This window comes from Stenotrophomonas sp. TWI169 (genome assembly GCF_039674705.1).
GTDB lineage: Bacteria > Pseudomonadota > Gammaproteobacteria > Xanthomonadales > Xanthomonadaceae > Stenotrophomonas > Stenotrophomonas maltophilia_P.
Genome location: NZ_JBDJOB010000040.1, coordinates 1 through 17,031 on the forward strand (window position 1 = coordinate 1; position 17,031 = coordinate 17,031).

The following is a 17,031-nucleotide window of genomic DNA, read 5'->3' on the forward strand; positions in this document are numbered from 1 at the left end:
GCGGGGCCCCGGTGCGGGCCCCCCCCCCCCCCCGTTGTGGGCCTCCCGGGGCCCCCCCCCCCCCCCCCCCCCCCCCGGCCCAAACACTGACTCGCATCCTGACCCGCATCCAGCAACCCAGCCACGAGGGGCTGCGCCGTTGGCTGGAACACCCTGTTACCCGCATGGGGCATGTGCCCGTCACGGCCGCATGCCATGCTGGCACCCTTGATCCCTGCCAGCGAGACGCCCGCATGACCACCATCATCGCCCCGCGCGTACACGACATCGGCGGCCTGGAAGTCCGCCGCGCCGTCCCCACCCTGCAGGCCCGCAGCATCGGTTCGTTCGTATTCGTCGACCAGATGGGCCCGGCCGTCCTTACCGCAGGTACCGGCATCGACGTGCGTCCCCATCCGCATATCGGCCTGGCCACCGTCACCTTCCTCTGGTCCGGCGCCATCGGCCACCGCGACACGCTCGGCTCGGACCAGGTGATCCGTCCCGGCGACGTCAACTGGATGACCGCCGGCCGCGGCATCGCGCACTCCGAACGCACGCCCCCGCCGGAGCGCGGTCACGACCATCCGATCCACGGGATGCAGACCTGGGTGGCATTGCCGAAGTCGCACGAGGAAGTGGAGCCGGCGTTCTATCACCACGCCGCCGCGACCCTCCCGGAGCAGCGCCGCAACGGTGCCTGGCTGCGCGTGATCGCAGGCCGCGCCTATGGCGAGGAGTCGCCGGTGAAGGTCTTCGCCGACACGCTCAATGTAGCCATCGACCTCGATCCCGACGCGGAGATCGACATCGATGACGGCCACCGCGAGCGGGCGCTGTACATCCTCGAAGGCCAGGCGCAGCTGGATGGCGTGGACATCCCGGCGCAGCACCTGGTGATTCCCGAGGCCGGCGCGCGCGGCCGGCTGCGCGCGAAGACCCCGCTCAAGGCCATGCTGTTCGGCGGCGAACCGCTGGATGGCCCGCGTCACCTGTGGTGGAACTTCGTTTCCAGCTCCAAGGAGCGCATCGAACAGGCGAAACAGGACTGGGAAGCCGGCCGGTTCGGCAGCATTCCTGGCGACGACAAGGAGTTCATCCCGCTGCCGCAGTACTGAGCATCGCGCGCTGCACACACCCTGAGGTGTATCCCTGCACCGGCCTTTGACGCTATCGTCACTCGCCGGTCACTGAAATGTGACCTGTTTCACATTTTAGTTCATCAAAGGAGTGCAGTTCATGAGCATGGGTAAACGCTTGGCCGCCGAGTTCCTCGGCACTTTCTGGCTGGTTCTGGGTGGCTGTGGCAGTGCGGTACTGGCTGCCAAGTTCGGCGGCGACGGCAATCCGCTGGGCATCGGCTTCCTGGGCGTGGCACTCGCGTTCGGCTTGACCGTGGTCACCGGCGCCTACGCGTTCGGTCACGTGTCCGGCGCGCACTTCAATCCGGCAGTCAGCGTGGGCCTGTGGGCCGGCGGCCGCTTCCCGGCCCGCGACCTGGTGCCGTACATCATCGCCCAGGTCGCGGGCGGCCTGCTGGCCGGCTTCATCCTGCTGCAGATCGCTTCGGGCGCCAGCGGCTTCGCCATCGACGGCAGCCAGGCCGGGGCCTTCGCCAGCAATGGCTACGGCGCGCTGTCGCCCGGCGGGTACAGCGTGGCGGCCGCCTTCCTGTGCGAAGTGGTGCTGACTGCGGTATTTCTGGTCGTGATCATGGGCGCCACCCATGGCAAGGCACCGGCAGGGTTCGCCCCGCTGGCGATCGGTCTGGCATTGACCCTGATCCATCTGATCAGCATCCCGGTCACCAACACATCGGTGAACCCGGCTCGGTCCACCGCCGTGGCGTTCTTCGCCGGCAGCGGCGCGGTCGGCCAGCTCTGGCTGTTCTGGGTCGCCCCGCTGCTGGGCGGCATGATCGGCGGCATCATCTACAAGTGGGTCGGTAACGACCGTTGAGCGCTGCCCGGACCATTGCGGCCGACAATCGGCCGCAATGGTTACGGTTGTAACCGCAATTTGTGCGGGCACTCACGTTCCGTTAAGGTCTGTTTGACCGCCCGTGCACATGCCGGGCGGGGATGGCATCCGGGGATGGGATGCCACGGCCGCCAGCAGCATGGCGGCGTCACACGACACGCCACCTTGGGGGATGCATGAAGTTCGCGCCTGTTGTCCTGTCGAGCCTGTTGTTTGCTGCGGCCCAGGCCGCCGCGCAGGCACCCGCCGAATGTCCTTCGCTGCCGGCGAGCAGCGGCCTGAAATGGCAGCAGCAGGTGCAGTCGGACTTCCTGCTCTGCCGCGCCAGCACCGAGGATGGACGGGAAGTACTGAGCCTGATGCTGAGCGCACGCGATCCGGCGATTCCGCTCAGCCGCTCGCTGCGCCAGGAAAAAGGCAGTTTCGCCGGCGAGTCACTGTACTGGTACCAGCCCGATCTGGGTGGACAGCAGCCGCCGGGATACGCCGAACGACGCATCAGCGTGATCAAGCTGGACAAGGGCCGCTATGCGCAGATTGCCCTGTACCCGGGCAGCACGCAGGAACTGGGGTCGCTGCAGCAGCTGGCGCAGGGCATGAGCCTGACGCCTTCAGCCGTGGCCGCCGGACGTTGACGGTGATGGGGATGACTGCCTGGCAGCATCCCCGCCGGATCCGACGCGTTGGCAGCAACGCCGGGCATGGCCTGATGGATGTGCGTTGCGCGTGTTGTGCCGGAGATCCGCCGGGCATGGCCCGGCGCTACCGACCTCTTCCGCCGGGCATGGCCCGGCGCTACCGGCTTCCTCCTGGGGGGCGGCGTCGGCCCTCAGAACCTGCCTTCCTGGAAATCGACGAAGGCCTGCATCAGTTCCTGGCGCGTGTTCATCACGAACGGGCCATGCCGCATCACCGGCTCCCGCAGTGGCCGGCCGGCCACCAGAATCAGCCGCCCCCCTTCGCTGCCAGCCGAAACGTGCAGCTGTTCACCGCCACCGAGCACCGCCAGTTCCTGGCGCGCCACATCCCGTGCGGCATCCTGCTCGCCGACCGTGATCGCGCCCTCGAAGACATAGGCAAACGCGTTGTGGCCTTCCGGAAGCGTGTAGGTCCAGGCACGATCGGCCTCGAGGCGGACGTCCAGATACAACGGATCGGTGGCCGGCTGCACGATCGGGCCGGTGGTGCCATCGACAGTACCGGCGATCACCTTCACCTCCACACCCGGCTCCGGCTGCACCACCGGGATGCGTTCCGGCGCGAACTCCTGGTACTTCGGGTCCGTCATCTTCTCGCGCGCGGGCAGGTTCACCCACAGCTGGAAACCGCGCATCTGCCCGCTTTCCTGTTCCGGCATCTCCGAATGCACCAGGCCCCGGCCTGCAGTCATCCACTGCACGCTGCCCGGGGTCAGCAGGCCCTCGTTGCCGTGGTTGTCGCGGTGGCGCATGCGTCCGTCCAGCATGTAGGTGACCGTCTCGAAACCGCGGTGCGGATGCTCCGGGAAACCGGCGATGTAGTCTTCGGCGCGGTCCGTACCGAATTCATCCAGCAGCAGGAACGGATCCAGATCCGGCAGCGTCGGGCCGCCGATGACACGGGTCAGGCGCACGCCGGCGCCGTCGGACGTGGGCATGCCACGGATGGTGCGCAGGACGCGGACCGGTTCGGGAAGGCTCATGGCGACTCCTGTTGGATGGATGCCACTGAAGATGGACGCCGCGGCGCCGTCCGCCAATGGATGACGCCGCAACCGATTGTTCCATCCCTGGTGTTCGCCGGGCGTCATGCCGGCGGTTCCGCGACACGGATGTCTGCCCGCAGCCCATGCCGCACACGCGGTCACCACCTTCGTACGACCAAAGTACTACCGCCGATGGGCCCCGCACGCATTGACCCTGTAAAGGGCACGCGGGACTCTTTGAATGTCTTTCCGGGAGAGAGCACCTCATGAAAGGGTTTGCCAAACTGGGTTGGGCGGCACTCGCCCTGCTCGGCGCGTTCTGTCTGGGCACCGTGGCCTTGCGCCGCGGCGAACATATCAACGCGCTGTGGATCGTCGTCGCCGCTGTTTCGATCTACCTGATCGCCTATCGCTTCTACAGCCTGTTCATCGCCAACAAGGTGATGCAGGTGGATCCGACCCGGGCTACGCCGGCGGTGATCAACAACGATGGCCTGGACTACGTGCCGACCAACAAGCACGTGCTGTTCGGCCACCACTTCGCGGCCATCGCCGGCGCCGGTCCACTGGTGGGCCCGGTGCTCGCGGCGCAGATGGGCTACCTGCCCGGACTGCTGTGGCTGGTGGTGGGCGTGGTGCTGGCCGGTGCGGTACAGGACTTCATGGTCCTGTTCCTGTCCAGCCGGCGCAACGGCCGCTCACTGGGCGATCTGGTCCGCGAGGAAATGGGACAGGTGCCCGGCACCATCGCGCTGTTCGGCGCGTTCCTGATCATGATCATCATCCTGGCGGTGCTGGCGATGGTGGTGGTCAAGGCGCTGGCGGAAAGCCCCTGGGGCATGTTCACGGTGATAGCCACGATGCCCATCGCGATCCTGATGGGCATCTACATGCGCTACATCCGGCCAGGCAAGATCGGCGAGATCTCGGTGGTGGGCCTGGTGCTGCTGCTGGCCGCGATCTGGTACGGCGGCAAGGTTGCTGCAGATCCGGTGTGGGGCCCGGCCTTCACCTTCACCGGCACGCAGATCACCTGGATGCTGATCGGCTACGGCTTCGTCGCTTCGGTGCTGCCCGTGTGGCTGTTGCTGGCACCGCGCGACTACCTGTCGACCTTCCTCAAGATCGGCACCATCGTCGCTCTGGCCATCGGCATCCTGATCGTGATGCCCGAGCTGAAAATGCCCGCACTGACCCAGTTCGCCGCCAGTGGCGATGGCCCGGTGTGGAAGGGCGGCATGTTCCCGTTCCTGTTCATCACCATTGCCTGCGGCGCGGTATCCGGTTTCCACGCGCTGATTTCCTCGGGCACCACGCCGAAGCTGCTGGCCAATGAATCGCACATGCGCTACATCGGCTATGGCGGCATGCTGATGGAATCGTTCGTGGCGGTGATGGCGCTGGTGGCTGCGTCGATCATCGATCCGGGCATCTACTTCGCGATGAACAGCCCGGCGGCGGTGATCGGTGCCGATGCGGCGTCTGCCGCGCACTACATCACCAACACCTGGGGCTTCACCATCACGCCGGAACAGCTGACCGCCACGGCCGCCGCGATCGGCGAGCCGACGATCCTGCACCGCGCCGGTGGTGCTCCGACGCTGGCGGTGGGCATCGCAATGATCCTGCATGAAGCCATTCCCAGCGGCAGCGACGCGATGATGGCGTTCTGGTACCACTTCGCCATCCTGTTCGAAGCGTTGTTCATCCTGACCGCCGTGGATGCGGGCACCCGCGCAGGCCGCTTCATGCTGCAGGATCTGCTGGGCAACTTCATTCCGGCGCTGAAGAAGACCGAGTCGTGGACGGCCAACATCATCGGCACGGCCGGCTGCGTGGCGCTGTGGGGCTACTTGCTCTACACCGGCGTGGTCGATCCGTTCGGCGGCATCCAGACCCTGTGGCCGCTGTTCGGCATCTCCAACCAGATGCTGGCCGGTATCGCGCTGATGCTGGGGACGGTGGTGCTGTTCAAGATGAAGCGTGACCGCTATGCCTGGGTGACCGCAGTACCGGCCACCTGGCTGCTGATCTGCACCACCTATGCCGGCTTCATCAAGATCTTCGACAGCAACCCGGCACAGGGCTTCCTGGCGCAGGCGCACAAGTTCCAGGCCGCCATCGCCAGCGATACGATCACCGCACCGGCCAAGTCGGTGGCGCAGATGCAGCAGATCGTGGTCAATGCCTACGTCAACACCGGCCTGACCGCGCTGTTCCTGCTGGTGGTGGGTGCGGTGCTGACCTATTCGATCCGCACGATCCTGGCCGCACGCCGCAATCCGCAGCGCAGCGACCGCGAGACCCCGTACGTGGCGCTGAAGCCACATGAAATGGTGGATCTGTAATGAGCACGCAACTGGTTCCCGTTGGCCAGTACCAGGCGCACCGCCGCGTGTGGCGACGCCTGGTGCAGACGGCACGCCTGTGCTGTGGCATCCCTGATTACGACAACTACGTCCGGCACATGCTGGAGAAGCATCCGGACCAGGAACCGATGGACTACAAGACGTTCTTCCGCGAACGTCAGGAAGCGCGGTACGGCGGACGCAACGGCGGACGCTGCTGCTGAAAGGCATGACGCGGGCGCCGGGCATGAAACCCGGCGCCCGTTGCAGGGAGACGCAGAGCGCGACCGGCGCTCAGCCGTTGGCCATCCACTTCAGGATCAGGCCGGTGACATAGGCCAGCCCGGTGCCGGTGGCATAGCCCACCGTGCCGAGCAGCACGCCGACCGGTGCCAGTGTCGGATGGAAGGCCGCAGCCACCACCGGCGCCGATGCCGCCGCACCGATGTTGCCCTGCGAACCAATGGCGAAGAAGAACAGCGGTGCACGGACCAGCTTGGCCACGGCCCACAGCACCAGCACATGGGTCGCCATCCAGATCGCGCCGAGCAGGAACAGCCACGGCCGATCCAGCAGCGACAGCAGGTTCATCTGCATGCCGATGCAGGCGATCAGGAAGTACAGGAACACCGTGCCCAGGCGCGAGGCACCCGCCGCTTCCAGACGACGTGCGCGGGTGAAACTCAGGCTCAGGCCCATCGCGGTGGACAGCAGGATCACCCAGACGAACTGGCTGTCCAGGCTGAACTGGCTGGCCCAGCTGACGTTGGCCTTGAACCAGCCCGACAGCGGCGCGGCGATCGCGTGCGCCAGGCCGACACCGCCCAGGGCAACGCCGACGATCACCATCAGGTCGGTCATGCTGGGAATACGCGCGTTCTGCGCTTCATAGGCGCTGATGCGCGCCTTCATCTCGTCGATGGCACGGGTGTCGGCACCGTTGCGCGTGTCGATCTGCTGCGCGCGGTTGGCCAGGAACAGCAGGATGGCCATCCACAGGCTGGCGCAGGCCACATCGACCACGGCGAACTGGCCGAACGTGGTCGCATCGGTACCAAACACTTCGCGCATCGCGACCATGTTGGCGCCGCCGCCGATCCAGCTGCCGGCCAGTGCGGCCATGCCGGCCCAGGTATCACCAGCCACCGTTTCCGGGTGGATCAGTTTCATCACCTGGAACGAGACGATGGCGCCGAGCATGATGCCGGCGGTACCGGCACAGAACACCAGCAGCAGCTTGGGGCCCAGCTTGGCGATGCCCTTGAGGTCGATCGACAGGGTCAGCAGCACCAGCGCCGCCGGCAGCAGCACATCGCGCGCCACCGGGTTGTACAGCGAGGTGTTGTGGCCATCGATCAGGCCGGTGGTGTTGTAGATGGCAGGAACGAAGTAACACAGCAGCAGGGCCGGCACCCAGGCGAAGATCTTCTTCAGCAGCGGGGTGGGACCACTGGCGGCCCAGAAGATCAGGGCCAGGGTGGCAGCAATCAGGCCCAGGCCAACGATATCGTTGCTGATCAGGGCAGTAGCGGGTTCGGTCGGCATGGGATCCTCTGTCGATCGAAAGAGCGGAAAAAAAAGCGCCGCATAAGGCGGCGCGGGTCGAGATTAACACCCTCTTCACGGCGGGTCATGCTGCAGTGCCGGCCTCGCCTTTCCCGAAACGGAGCGTGTCCATGCAACTGGGTGCCTTCTCGGTCAGCCTTTCGGTCAAGGACCTGGCCGCCTCCCGCGCGTTCTATGAGGCGCTGGGCTTCTCGGTCACCGGCGGCGATGCGACGCAGAACTGGCTGGTACTGCGCAACAACGGTGTCGTCATCGGCCTGTTCCAGGGCATGTTTGAAGGCAACCTGCTGACCTTCAACCCGGGCTGGGACCAGCACAAGCAGGAACTGCCGCGTTTCCAGGACGTCCGCGAACTGCAGGCAGCGCTGGATGCGCAGGGTATCGCGCTGCAGGTCCGGGCCGATCCCGACAGTGAAGGCCCCGCCTTCCTGCAACTGATGGATCCGGACGGCAACGTGATCCTGGTCGACCAGCATGTGCCGCGGCCGAAGGCCTGACCCCGCGACTGCGATCATCCGCCTGGGAGCGAAGCACCGAAATCCAGCGTGGCCTGCGTCCCGCGCGGCTCGCAGGGCTGCAGCTGCAGGGTCCAGCCAAGGTGCTCGCACAGGCGCGCGATCAGGTCCAGGCCGATCCCGCCACGATCGACACGCTCTCCCCGGGCCATGCGTGCGTGGATCGCAGCGATCTCCTCCGGGCTCATGCCATGCCCCGGGTCCTGCAAGGTCAGCACCGCCGAAGCGCTCAGGCGCAGTTCGATGTGCCCGCGGCCGCTGTTCTCGATCGCGTTGCGCAACAGGTTGCCGATCGCCGCCTGCACCACCGCCAGCGGGGCAACGATGTCCACCGGCGCGGCCTGGATACCGATGCTCAGGTCCTTGTCGCCCAGCAGATGGCGATGATGCTCGACGATGTCCGGCAGCAGCTGGTCCAGTGCGATGCGCTCGGCACGCGCCGCCAGCCGCGCCGGATCGCGCGCAAGCACCAGCAGCAGTTCGATCAGCTGCTCCACGCCCTGCGCGGTGCGCAGCACGCGCTGGATCTGCTGCCGGGCACGGTCTGGCAGGCCCGGCTGCTCCAGTGCCAGCTCGGCGGCGCCGGTCATCACCGCAATCGGGGTGCGCAGCTCATGGCTGGCAGTGCTGATGAACACCCGCTCGCGTTCAACGAACTGCTCGTTGCGTTCGAGGTAGTCATTCAACGCATCGGCGATGGTGTGCAGCTCGGAACTGCCACGCGGGTCGACATCGATGCGCTGGCCCTGCGCGCCCGGCCGCAACGCGCCGATGCGCTGCGCCAGCAGGCTGAGCGGACGCACCATGCGCTCCATGCCGAAGGACGCCATCAGCACGGTGACGAAGATCATGATCACCCCGGCCAGCATCACCCACCGCGTGGCGAACTGCTCAAGGTCGTGGAAGTCGGAGATGTCCAGCACCAGCGCAACGCGCCCCATCGAGTCCGTATCACGCACCATGACCGCCGTTTCGCGGTCCTTCACCATCACCCCGTCATGCAGGCCGGGATGCAGGGTGCGCAGGCTGTCAGGCAGATTCACCGCGTCGAAACGGTACAGGCTGAGCGTGTCCGAGTCCTGCCATCGATAGTGTGGCTCGTGCTCGACATGCTCGACGATGCTGTCCAGTTCGGAGTTGAGCAGCGCGCGCCAGGCGGCGTGTTCGGCGTGCTCGTGCACATAGTTGCCCACGCTGAACACCGCCAGCGAAAGCAGTGCCAGGTAGCCCAGCAGCCACCACAGCACGCGGCGGTACAGCGGGCCGGGTCTACGCACCTTCATCGTCATTCCTGCCGGCCTCGGCGGCGGTGGGCAGGGCCAACCGGTAGCCGACCCGCGGCAGCGTGTGGATCAGCTTGTCCACGAACGGTCCATCCACGCTGCGGCGCAGTTCGTAGACATGCGAGCGCAGCAGGTCGCCGTCCGGTGGCTCGTCGCCCCACAGGGCGAATTCGAGCTGCTGGCGGGTGACCGCGCCGGGGCTGGCGCGCATCAGCACTTCCAGCAGCTTGCGGCAGGCCGGATACAGATGCAGGACCTGTCCGGCGCGCTGCGCCTCCAGGGTCGCCAGGTCCAGCACCAGATCACCCACCTGCAGCCGCTTGCGGGGGTTGCGTCCCTGTGCCCGCAGCAGCAGGGCCTCCAGCCGCACTTCCAGCTCCGGCAACGCGAACGGCTTGGTCAGGTAGTCATCAGCGCCGGCACGGAAGCCGGCAATCTTGTCCGGCAGTTCGTCGCGTGCGGTCAGCATGATCACCGGCACCTCCGAGCCATGCTCGGCACGCAGGCGGCGCAGCACTTCCGGCCCCTCCATCCGGGGCAGCATCCAGTCCAGGATCACCGCGTCATAGGGATGGCTGCCCGCCAGATGCAGGCCGGTGATGCCATCGGGAGCCACATCCAGCACATGACCGCGCGACTCGAAGTAGTCGAACAGATTGGCCACCAGCTGCCGGTTGTCCTCGATCACCAACAGGCGCATGCATGAAAGTTCCACGGAAGTTCGTACCATGGTAGCGCCACGCATGTCGGAATGAGGTCGCCCCGGCGATACTCCGACGCTTTTCCCACCCCCGCCGCCTCAAAATGGCCGTTTTGCTCCCGGAGCCTGCCGTGCCCGTAGCCCTGCCCCGCCGTTGGCGCCTGCCCCTGCTCTGGCTGTTGATCATCGCGGCGCTGGCTGCCGGCATCGGCATGCGCCAACCGCAGCCACCGGACGAACCCCGCTTCGTACTGGCCGCCAGGACCATGGTGGAAAGCGGGGAATGGCTGCTGCCGCATCGTGGCAGCGAGCTGTATGCGGAGAAGCCGCCGGTGTTCATGTGGCTGCAGGCGGCGGCCTACGAAGTGGTAGGCAGCTGGCAGTGGTCGTTCCTGCTGCCTTCGCTGCTGGGGGCCCTGCTCAGTCTGTGGTTGGTGTCGGATCTGGCACGCCGACTGTGGTCGCCGCGCCACTCCCTCTATGCCATCGGTGCCCTGTTCTGCACCCTGCAGTTCGGCCTGATGGCCAAGCGTGCGCAGATCGATATGGTGCTGGTCGGGATGACCACGCTGGCCCTGTGGGGCCTGCTGCGGCATCTGTGCGAGCGACGCAATGTGCCGGCGCTGTGGCTGGCCGGCTTTGCCGCCGGCCTGGGCACGGTGACCAAAGGCGTAGGTTTCCTGCCGCTGCTGATGGTGCTGCCCTGGTTCGGCTGGTGGCTGTACCAGCATCGCCGCGGCCGTCGCATCGAGGGCCCGCACCCGGCGACCCTGCTGTGGCTGATCCCTGCATTCCTGCTCGGCGTGGCCGTCTGGCTGGCCCCGCTGGGCTGGGCCCTGCTGCACGAACCCAGTGCCTCGCTGCAGTCCTATGCGCATGAACTGCTGTTCAAGCAGACCGGCACCCGCTATGCCAACGCTTGGCACCACCGGCAGCCGGTCTGGTACTACCTGCAGGTGATCCTGACACTGTGGCTGCCGGGTGCCCTGTTGCTGCCGGTGCTGGCCCGCCCGTGGTGGCGGCGCCTGCGCCGTGGCGACCGCCGGCAGTGGCTGCTGCTGGGGTGGGCGCTGCTGGTGCTGGTGTTCTTCAGCGCCAGCCCCGGCAAGCGCGAGGTCTACCTGCTGCCGATGCTGCCTGCCGTGGCCCTTGCCGCCGCGCCCCTGCTGCCCGGCCTGCTGCGCAGGCTGTGCGTGCGCCGGTATCTGTTCGGTTACAGCCTGGTGCTGATGCTGGCAACCGCCGTGCTGGGCGTGATGCTGCTCACCGAAAGTCACTGGGCGCAGGCGCAGCTGCAGCGGCGGGCGATGCCCGACACCCTGCTGCCGGTGCTGGGCGACGGCCTGCTGACGTTCGCGATCGCCGTGGCTACCCTGGCTGTGTGGTTGCGCGTGCGGCGCGCCGCCACCCTGGTACTGCTCACCCACGGCCTGCTGTGGATGCTGTACGGCCTGGTGCTGATTCCGGCGCTCGACCCCTACGCCTCGTCGTCGGCGCTGATGCGCCGGGTCGGCGCGAGGATCGGCCCCGATGCCGAACTGGCACTGGTGGCCTGGCGCGAGCAGAACCTGCTGCAGGCCGACCGCGCCGTGCGCGAGTTCGGCTTCAAGCGGCCCTGGCCTGAACAGTGGCACGACGCCGGCCCCTGGCTGGCCGAAGCACCCGACCGGCGCTGGCTGCTGGTGCTCGACAAGGCGATGAGTCCCTGCGTGGATGCCGCCCAGGTGATCGACATCGGCGTCGCCAACCGCAACCGCTGGCAGCTGGTGCCCGGCACTGCCTGGGATGCCGGCTGCCACGCCGAGCGGGCCGGCGCCAACGAAGAAGAAGACTGAATCATCCCCCACGCGGGCCGGCGGTTAACCCGGCCCGAACGCAGGTCCGACCCTTCTCCGACATCAACCTGACGAGCATGGCGCCGGTTCATCGTCACGGTGTTTTCCTGCATGTCCGTCCGTCCTCCCGTCTCCGGGGTTGCTTCGGCCTACTCCACGCTGGCATCGCGGTTCGCCGTGACCCACCTGTGGCTTCCACTGCTCATCGTGCTGCCCCTGTTCGCCGTGTTCATGGAGGGGGGAGCCGATCAGTGGCTGGCTGACCACCTGTTCCGGTTGGAGGGCGGCCGCTGGGCACTGCAGGACGCGTGGTTCACCCGCTCGCTGGTGCACCGGGGCGGCAAGTGGTTCAGCACCGCCGCGGCGCTGGTGGTGATACTGCTGAGCTTTCACCACTGGCGCCGCGGACGTGATCGCACCCTGCGATGGGCGCTGCTTTATGTCGTAATTGCCCTGGCGCTGGGAACCGGCGGCGTGTCTCTGCTGAAGTCGCTGGTGCCGATGGACTGCCCGTGGGATCTGCTGCGCTACGGCGGCCACCAGCCTTATATCGGGCTTTTCAGCCATCGTCCGGCCGACATGCCGATGACCGCGTGCTTTCCCGCCGGCCATGCCAGTGCCGGCTATGCCTGGCTGAGCCTGTACTTTTTCGCCCTGCTGTGGCGTCCTGCCTGGCGCTGGACCGGCCTGGCACTGGGCTTGGGCAGCGGGCTGCTGTTCGGCATCAGCCAGCAGCTGCGGGGTGCACATTTTCTGTCGCATGACCTTGCCACAGCCCTGCTGTGCTGGCTGCTGTCACTGGGGCTGTACGTTCTGGTCCGCCATCACCTGGACCGCACCAACCGCCTGGAGGCGAACGCATGAATGCTTCGGTCCAACGCTCGTTCCGTGTGCCATCGCTGGCCGTCCTGCGCAGCTGGCGGCCACAGCTGTCCACCGAGGCGTTGATCGCGCTGACCAGCCTGTTCTTCGCCCTGGCCGGCAACGGCCTGTTCTGGCGCAGCGCGATGGCCAGCCACCCGGAGAGCCTGCGCTACGCGGTGTCGCTGCTGCTGTTGCTGCTCGGCACGCATGGCCTGCTGCTGGGCCTGCTGGTCTGGCGCTGGAACGCCAAGGTGGTGATCAGCGCGCTGCTGCTGGTAACGGCCTTCGCCGCCCACTACATGAGCCGTTACCACATCTATCTGGACGCGGACATGCTGCGCAACGTGCTGGCGACCGATCCGAAGGAAAGCCGCGAACTGATGACGGTCTCGCTGCTGTGGCCGGTACTGCTGCTGGCGGCACTGCCGATGGTGCTGGTGTGGCGGGTGCAGCTGCAGCGGCGCAGCTGGGGGCGCAGCCTGCTGTGGCGCCTGGGCTTCCTGGCGGTGGCTGCGGTGACCGCTGTTGGCGGTGCACTGATCTCGTTCCAGGACGTCTCCGCACTGATGCGCAACCAGCGTGAAGTGCGTTACCTCGCCACCCCGGCCAACGTGCTGCTGGGTCTTCCACGTGCACTGCGCGGCGACAACCCGGTACAGCGCGCGCCGAAACTGCCGATCGGCACCGACGCCAAGGCCACCCCACGCGCTGCGGCGAGCAAACCGCGGCTGCTGGTAATCGTGATGGGCGAGACCGTGCGTGCACAGAACTGGGGCCTCAACGGCGGCCGCAATACCACGCCGGAACTGGCCCAGGCACCGGTGATCAACTTCCCCGACATGCACTCCTGCGGCACCAGCACCGAAGTTTCGCTGCCCTGCCTGTTCTCGCCATGGGGACGCCACGACTACGACGAGAAGAAGATCCGCGCGCACCAGTCGCTGCTGCACGTACTGAACCGTGCCGGCATCGCACCGCTGTGGCGTGACAACCAGTCCGGCTGCAAAGGCGTGTGCGAGGGGCTGGACTTCCAGTCGCTGTCCGATGCGACCACCCCGGGCCTGTGCGCCGACGGCCGCTGCATGGACGAGATCCTGCTGCAGGACCTGGCCACCCAGGTGCGTGCCAGGCCCGGCGACCGCGTGGTCGTGCTGCACCAGCTGGGCAACCATGGCCCGGCGTACTTCGAGCGCTATCCGGCCGCCTTTGCCCGCTTCAAGCCAACCTGCGACACCCGTGACATCGGCCGTTGCTCACGCGAAGAGATCACCAACAGCTATGACAATGCCGTGCTGTACACCGATCATTTCCTGAGCAAGACCATCGGCACGCTGCAGGGCATGCAGGACTACGACACAGCGATGATCTACCTGTCCGACCATGGCGAATCGCTGGGTGAGAAGGGCCTGTACCTGCACGGCGTGCCCTATGCGATCGCCCCGGCCGAGCAGACCCGCGTACCGATGACGATGTGGTTCTCGCCGGGCTTCGCCAGCAGTCGCGGGCTGGACCTGCAATGCGTGCGCAAGCGTTCGGCAGCGTATACCGACCACGACAACCTGTTCCCGTCGGTGCTGGGCCTGATGCAGGTGAAGACGGCGCTGTACGAGCGCGATCGCGACGTGTTCGCCGGCTGCGAGAGTTGAGGGGGGTTCGGCAGGGCTTGCAGCCCTGCACCCGCAGAAGCCGAGGCAACGTCAAAAGCCGAAGCGCATTCCGTGGGATGGCGGGGCACTGTGGGTTCGCGGGGACGGCGCAAGTACGTCCATGTAGCCTTGGTCGCGCCATCCATGGCGCTCACACCCCGCAAACTCACAGTACCCTGCCTTCGACAGGTTCACTCCGCTGTTGGTAGGTGAAATTCCGGGGTCAGATCCGTTTTCCTGCGGAAAACGGATCTGACCCCAATTTGATTGTCGATACCTGACAGATGTGCCGACCAAGGTCGACACCCACCAACAGCCGCCGCGATCTGTCAGAGGTGGGGCGGTGTGGGATTGCAGGACCGTTGGCGCCATGGATGGCGCCATCGAGCCCCCATGGATGGGTTTACGGCGTGTCCTGCAAGCCCACACCGCCCCGCCATCCCACGGATAGCCCGCTGTTGCTGTTGCTTTGGCCTTTGCCCTTGCTGGAAGGCTTCTGCGGGTGCCGGGCGCGGCCCGGCCGACTTCCGCCACTTGCGGTGGCAGCGCCTGCCCACTAGCCTTCGGCCGTCGTTCACCACCCAAGGACCGCCCGTGAAACACCGTCATCTCCTGCTGGCCGCTGCTGTCGCCGCCGCCACGCTGGCCCTGGCTGCCTGCAAGAAGGAAGCGTCCCCCGGCGCCGAGACCGCCGGCAGCAGCGCACCGGCCGGCGAGACCGCCGACCAGTTCGTTGCCCGCATCAATGCCGAATACAAGGCTGCCTATCCGGAGATGACCTCGGCGCAGTGGCTGTCTTCCACCTACATCAACAGCGATTCGGAGCGCATCGCGGCCAAGGCCAACGAGCGTTCACTGACCCAGCTCAACAGCTGGATCGAGCAGGCCGCGAAGTTCGAGGGCCAGCCGATGAGCGCAGACAGCAAGCGTGCGATCCATCTGCTGAAGCTGATGTCCTCGATGCCGGCACCGCGCGACCCGGCCAAGCTGGCCGAGCTGACCCAGATCGCCACCCGCATGGAGGGCAGCTACGGTGCCGGCAAGTACTGCACCGATGCGAACGACCCGGCCTCCTGCCGCCAGCTGGGGGAACTGGAACAGGTGCTGGCACGCAGCCGCGACTACGACGCGCAGCTTGATGCCTGGCAGGGCTGGCACAGCACCACGCGGAACATGCGTGGCGACTACCAGAAGTTCGTCAGCCTGGTGAACGAAGGCGCCAAGGGCATGGGCTTCACCGACGCCGGGCAGATGTGGCGCAGCGGCTATGACATGCCGCCGGAGCAGATCGGCCCGGAAACCGACCGCCTGTGGGAGCAGGTCAAGCCGATGTACGAGCAGCTGCACTGCTACGCGCGCGGCAAGCTGGACAAGACCTACGGCAAGGACAAGGCCGAGGTGGGTAATGGCCTGATCGCCGCGCACTTGCTGGGCAACATGTGGCAGCAGGACTGGTCCAACCTGTGGGACCAGCTGGAGCCCTATCCCGGTGCCGGAAGCCTGGACATCACCGCCGCACTGGAAAAGCAGTACCAGACCAACCTGAGTGCTGCGCTGGCCAAGGCCGGCAAGGATGCCAGCGTCGCGGGCCAGTACAGGGCCCAGCGCGAGGCCGAACTGCGTACCGCGAAACAGATGACCGAGCGCGCACAGGATTTCTACGTGTCGCTGGGCATGCCCTCGCTGCCGCAGTCGTACTGGGACAAGACCCAGTTCATCAAGCCTGACGACCGTGACGTGGTCTGCCACGCCAGCGCCTGGGACATGAACATGGAAGGCGATGTGCGCACCAAGATGTGCATCAAGCCGAACGAAGAGAACTTCACCACCATCTATCACGAGCTGGGCCACATCTACTACGACCTGGCCTACAACCCGTTGCCGCCCCTGTTCCAGGGCGGCGCCAACGATGGCTTCCACGAAGCAATCGGCGACACGATCGTGCTGGCGATGACGCCCAAGTACCTGAATTCGATCGGTCTCGTTGATGCACCGCAGGAAAGCCGCGAGGCCGTGATCAACGCGCAGATGCGCATGGCGCTGTCGGGCGTTTCATTCCTGCCCTTCGGCCTGATGATCGACCGCTGGCGCTGGGGCGTGTTTGATGGATCGATCACCGCCGACAACTACAACAAGGCATGGTGGGACCTGAAGGCCAAATACCAGGGCGTTGCCCCGGCCAGCACCCGCGGCGAGGAGTTCTTCGATCCGGGCGCGAAGTACCACGTGCCGGGCAATACGCCGTACACCCGCTACTTCCTCGCCCGCATCCTGCAGTTCCAGTTCTACAAGGGCCTGTGCGATGCATCGGGTTACAAGGGCCCGCTGCACGAGTGCACGTTCTACGGCAACAAGGAAGCCGGCCAGAAGTACTGGGCGATGCTCAGCAAGGGCGCCAGCCAGCCGTGGCAGGCCACGCTGAAGGAGCTGACCGGCACCGACAAGCTGGATGCCGGCCCGATGATCGAGTACTTCCGCCCGGTCAATGAGTGGCTCAAGCAGCAGAACGAAGGCCAGATGTGCGGCTGGCAGGCCAGCGCGGCACCGGCGGCGAAATGAGAAAAGGGGCGGATCCCCCCTGAGCCGCCCCATGAGTTCAGGGGGCGCGGCGGGGCGCGCCCGCGGCCGCAG

The 17,031-nt window shown here is 66.5% G+C and carries 14 protein-coding genes; 10 read left to right on the forward strand and 4 right to left on the reverse strand.

What is annotated here, in order from left to right:
- The first annotated feature begins 233 nt into the window (after positions 1–233).
- The 3 genes from ABE543_RS18450 to ABE543_RS18460 all read left to right on the forward strand — a co-directional run bounded on the left by ABE543_RS18450 (position 234) and on the right by ABE543_RS18460 (position 2,594).
- Positions 234–1,097: a pirin family protein gene (locus tag ABE543_RS18450; RefSeq protein WP_053518997.1), complete on the forward strand. Its 864-nt coding sequence runs from the start codon at positions 234–236 to the stop codon at positions 1,095–1,097.
- Positions 1,098–1,218: 121 nt separating this feature from the next.
- Positions 1,219–1,938, forward strand: coding sequence for an aquaporin Z (gene aqpZ / locus ABE543_RS18455; protein WP_080375317.1), 720 nt, complete (start codon positions 1,219–1,221; stop codon positions 1,936–1,938).
- A gap of 197 nt (positions 1,939–2,135) precedes the next feature.
- Complete coding sequence (locus tag ABE543_RS18460; protein ID WP_053518999.1) at positions 2,136–2,594, forward strand: hypothetical protein; 459 nt, start codon at positions 2,136–2,138, stop codon at positions 2,592–2,594.
- 194 nt (positions 2,595–2,788) lie between these two features.
- Here the strand turns inward: ABE543_RS18460 and ABE543_RS18465 are convergent, their stop codons facing one another.
- The gene (locus ABE543_RS18465) at positions 2,789–3,640 is read right to left on the reverse strand and encodes a pirin family protein (protein WP_065174835.1); all 852 of its coding nucleotides are present in this window, start codon (positions 3,638–3,640) and stop codon (positions 2,789–2,791) included.
- A 269-nt stretch (positions 3,641–3,909) separates the two neighbouring features.
- Here ABE543_RS18465 and ABE543_RS18470 point away from each other — a divergent pair, with 269 nt between their 5' ends.
- Positions 3,910–5,991, forward strand: coding sequence for a carbon starvation CstA family protein (locus tag ABE543_RS18470; protein ID WP_053519002.1), 2,082 nt, complete (start codon positions 3,910–3,912; stop codon positions 5,989–5,991).
- Entirely contained in the window at positions 5,991–6,215 is a 225-nt protein-coding gene (locus tag ABE543_RS18475; RefSeq protein WP_053519004.1) for a CstA-like transporter-associated (seleno)protein, read from the forward strand. The genes ABE543_RS18470 and ABE543_RS18475 overlap by 1 nt, the downstream gene beginning before the upstream one ends.
- Before the next feature lie 70 nt (positions 6,216–6,285).
- Here ABE543_RS18475 and ABE543_RS18480 read toward each other — a convergent pair whose 3' ends face one another.
- Positions 6,286–7,536, reverse strand: coding sequence for a DUF819 family protein (locus ABE543_RS18480; RefSeq protein WP_262100848.1), 1,251 nt, complete (start codon positions 7,534–7,536; stop codon positions 6,286–6,288).
- 131 nt (positions 7,537–7,667) lie between these two features.
- Between ABE543_RS18480 and ABE543_RS18485 the strand changes: the two genes are divergently transcribed.
- Positions 7,668–8,054, forward strand: coding sequence for a VOC family protein (locus tag ABE543_RS18485; protein ID WP_164151637.1), 387 nt, complete (start codon positions 7,668–7,670; stop codon positions 8,052–8,054).
- Between the two features lie 14 nt (positions 8,055–8,068).
- Here the strand turns inward: ABE543_RS18485 and ABE543_RS18490 are convergent, their stop codons facing one another.
- Both ABE543_RS18490 and ABE543_RS18495 read right to left on the reverse strand, forming a co-directional pair.
- Positions 8,069–9,355: a HAMP domain-containing sensor histidine kinase gene (locus tag ABE543_RS18490; RefSeq protein WP_346476004.1), complete on the reverse strand. Its 1,287-nt coding sequence runs from the start codon at positions 9,353–9,355 to the stop codon at positions 8,069–8,071.
- The gene (locus ABE543_RS18495) at positions 9,342–10,055 is read right to left on the reverse strand and encodes a response regulator transcription factor (protein WP_065174831.1); all 714 of its coding nucleotides are present in this window, start codon (positions 10,053–10,055) and stop codon (positions 9,342–9,344) included. The genes ABE543_RS18490 and ABE543_RS18495 overlap by 14 nt, the downstream gene beginning before the upstream one ends.
- 131 nt (positions 10,056–10,186) lie before the next feature.
- On the opposite strand from ABE543_RS18495, the gene ABE543_RS18500 reads away from it, so the two are divergent.
- The 4 genes from ABE543_RS18500 to ABE543_RS18515 all read left to right on the forward strand — a co-directional run bounded on the left by ABE543_RS18500 (position 10,187) and on the right by ABE543_RS18515 (position 16,959).
- The gene (locus ABE543_RS18500) at positions 10,187–11,890 is read left to right on the forward strand and encodes a glycosyltransferase family 39 protein (RefSeq protein ID WP_065182656.1); all 1,704 of its coding nucleotides are present in this window, start codon (positions 10,187–10,189) and stop codon (positions 11,888–11,890) included.
- A 111-nt stretch (positions 11,891–12,001) separates the two neighbouring features.
- Positions 12,002–12,754, forward strand: coding sequence for a phosphatase PAP2 family protein (locus tag ABE543_RS18505; protein WP_193396925.1), 753 nt, complete (start codon positions 12,002–12,004; stop codon positions 12,752–12,754).
- A complete protein-coding gene (locus ABE543_RS18510) occupies positions 12,751–14,400 on the forward strand; it encodes a phosphoethanolamine--lipid A transferase (RefSeq protein ID WP_346476005.1) in 1,650 nt (549 codons plus the stop codon). Before ABE543_RS18505 ends, ABE543_RS18510 begins: the two co-directional genes overlap by 4 nt.
- Before the next feature lie 594 nt (positions 14,401–14,994).
- On the forward strand, positions 14,995–16,959 hold the full coding sequence (locus tag ABE543_RS18515) for a M2 family metallopeptidase (protein WP_346476006.1): 1,965 nt from the start codon (positions 14,995–14,997) through the stop codon (positions 16,957–16,959).
- Positions 16,960–17,031: the final 72 nt, after the last annotated feature.

Excerpts from the sequence above, each read along its gene's own strand:
- ABE543_RS18450 (WP_053518997.1), top strand. The coding sequence starts at position 234 with ATGACCACCATCATCGCCCCGCGCGTACACGACATCGGCGGCCTGGAA.
- aqpZ (WP_080375317.1), top strand. The coding sequence starts at position 1,219 with ATGAGCATGGGTAAACGCTTGGCCGCCGAGTTCCTCGGCACTTTCTGG.
- ABE543_RS18460 (WP_053518999.1), top strand. The coding sequence starts at position 2,136 with ATGAAGTTCGCGCCTGTTGTCCTGTCGAGCCTGTTGTTTGCTGCGGCC.
- ABE543_RS18465 (WP_065174835.1), bottom strand. The coding sequence starts at position 3,640 with ATGAGCCTTCCCGAACCGGTCCGCGTCCTGCGCACCATCCGTGGCATG.
- ABE543_RS18470 (WP_053519002.1), top strand. The coding sequence starts at position 3,910 with ATGAAAGGGTTTGCCAAACTGGGTTGGGCGGCACTCGCCCTGCTCGGC.
- ABE543_RS18475 (WP_053519004.1), top strand. The coding sequence starts at position 5,991 with ATGAGCACGCAACTGGTTCCCGTTGGCCAGTACCAGGCGCACCGCCGC.
- ABE543_RS18480 (WP_262100848.1), bottom strand. The coding sequence starts at position 7,536 with ATGCCGACCGAACCCGCTACTGCCCTGATCAGCAACGATATCGTTGGC.
- ABE543_RS18485 (WP_164151637.1), top strand. The coding sequence starts at position 7,668 with ATGCAACTGGGTGCCTTCTCGGTCAGCCTTTCGGTCAAGGACCTGGCC.
- ABE543_RS18490 (WP_346476004.1), bottom strand. The coding sequence starts at position 9,355 with ATGAAGGTGCGTAGACCCGGCCCGCTGTACCGCCGCGTGCTGTGGTGG.
- ABE543_RS18495 (WP_065174831.1), bottom strand. The coding sequence starts at position 10,055 with ATGCGCCTGTTGGTGATCGAGGACAACCGGCAGCTGGTGGCCAATCTG.
- ABE543_RS18505 (WP_193396925.1), top strand. The coding sequence starts at position 12,002 with ATGTCCGTCCGTCCTCCCGTCTCCGGGGTTGCTTCGGCCTACTCCACG.
- ABE543_RS18510 (WP_346476005.1), top strand. The coding sequence starts at position 12,751 with ATGAATGCTTCGGTCCAACGCTCGTTCCGTGTGCCATCGCTGGCCGTC.